Annotated in this window: 1 protein-coding gene; it reads left to right on the plus strand. The window is 27.9% G+C overall.

All coding sequences use genetic code 11. The features are described 5' to 3' along the window. Window positions 1-123 precede the first annotated feature (123 nt). Window positions 124-1,341: an IS701 family transposase gene (locus HBE96_RS19565; RefSeq protein WP_169299398.1), complete on the plus strand. Its 1,218-nt coding sequence runs from the start codon at window positions 124-126 to the stop codon at window positions 1,339-1,341. Window positions 1,342-1,466: the final 125 nt, after the last annotated feature.

Genomic DNA, 1,466 nt, shown 5'->3' on the forward strand with positions numbered 1-1,466 from the left:
ACTTTAGTTCTGCAAAATAAAAACCTAAATTGGCAATACTACCAAAAAATAAATATGGCATATTTTTAACCACCGTGTTATATAAAAGTTACCACACAAATACACACACGGGAGGTAATAAATATGCCAAGTAATAATATTGTATCCATTAATGATGAACTTTACAACTACTTAAATGATGTAAACTATGGAATGTCTAATCCACAGTTTAATCATTTAACCACTATTGTAAATGGTTTGATAAATTTACCAGGCACTAAAACTTTATCTGAAATTGCAAAATGTGTGCTGTCTTCAAAGGACAAAAGCTGTATTTATAGATTCTTAAGTCATTCAAAATGGGACGATAGTCTTCTAAATGCTAATAGACTTAGTTATTTAAACTTTTTCTTTGAGCATAACATTAAACCTAAATCCGTAGGATTTTTAGTTATAGATGATACTGTAAATTCTAAGAAATCAGCAAAGAAAATGCAAGGACTATCATATAACTATTCCCATACTGAAGGTAAAAATATCTGGTCACATTGTGTGGTTACTTCAAATTTTGTTGTAGACGATAAATCCATTCCTTTAGAATATGAACCTTATTATAAAAAGGAACTTTGTGAGGAATTAAAGAGAGAATTTAAATCAAAAATTGATATTGCAAGAGATTTTATAAATTCTTTTGTAACTCCATCTAATTGTGAAAAAATATATTGTCTTATGGACTCGTGGTATACCAATAACAAATTAATAGAAAGTTCTTTAGCAAAGGGGTATCACCTTATAGGAGCAATTAAATCTAACAGAAAGATATCTCCATTAGGAATTTCATTACAACTATCAGAATTTGAAAAATATATTGATCCTAATACCTTAGACACCGTTACAGTCGATGGTAAGAATTATAAAGTATACACTTATGAGGGTAATGTTGCAAAGTTCTCTTACGCTAAAGTACTTATTTGCTATGAAGTTAAAGAAGATGGATTCAAAAACCCAGTATACCTAATGTCTACCGACACTTTATTAGATGCAAAAACTATAATTAAATACTATTCCTATAGATGGAATATAGAAACTTCATATAAGTATTTTAAAAGTAATTTAGCTTTTGATAAATACAGGGTCCGAAGTAGTTTATCTATAGAACGATATTTTCTTATAGTATTCTTGGCTTATAACTTTCTAGAATTATTTAGATTTAATTATAGAAATCAAGGATTAGAGACTATAGGTAGAGTCCAAGAACATTTAAACTGCCTAACGGCAAAAGCACTTGTGTGCTTTATATACGAAAATTTAAAACAAAATGTTGCGCTAGAAGACATATTCGTAAAACTAAAAATAGCTTAAAAGTTTTTTGAAAATCCATTTTATAAAACTGTATAAGTGTTTCTATTAATTTTGGATGAAATAACCTATAAATCATGTTTTATCCTCAATATGAAATTTAGATTTTAAAATTGCATAACTGAAGT

The sequence above is a fragment of the Clostridium muellerianum genome, from assembly GCF_012926525.1.
GTDB lineage: Bacteria > Bacillota > Clostridia > Clostridiales > Clostridiaceae > Clostridium_AM > Clostridium_AM muellerianum.

Bases quoted from the DNA above. Each gene is read 5' to 3' on its own strand.
- HBE96_RS19565 (WP_169299398.1), top strand. From the start codon at position 124: ATGCCAAGTAATAATATTGTATCCATTAATGATGAACTTTACAACTAC.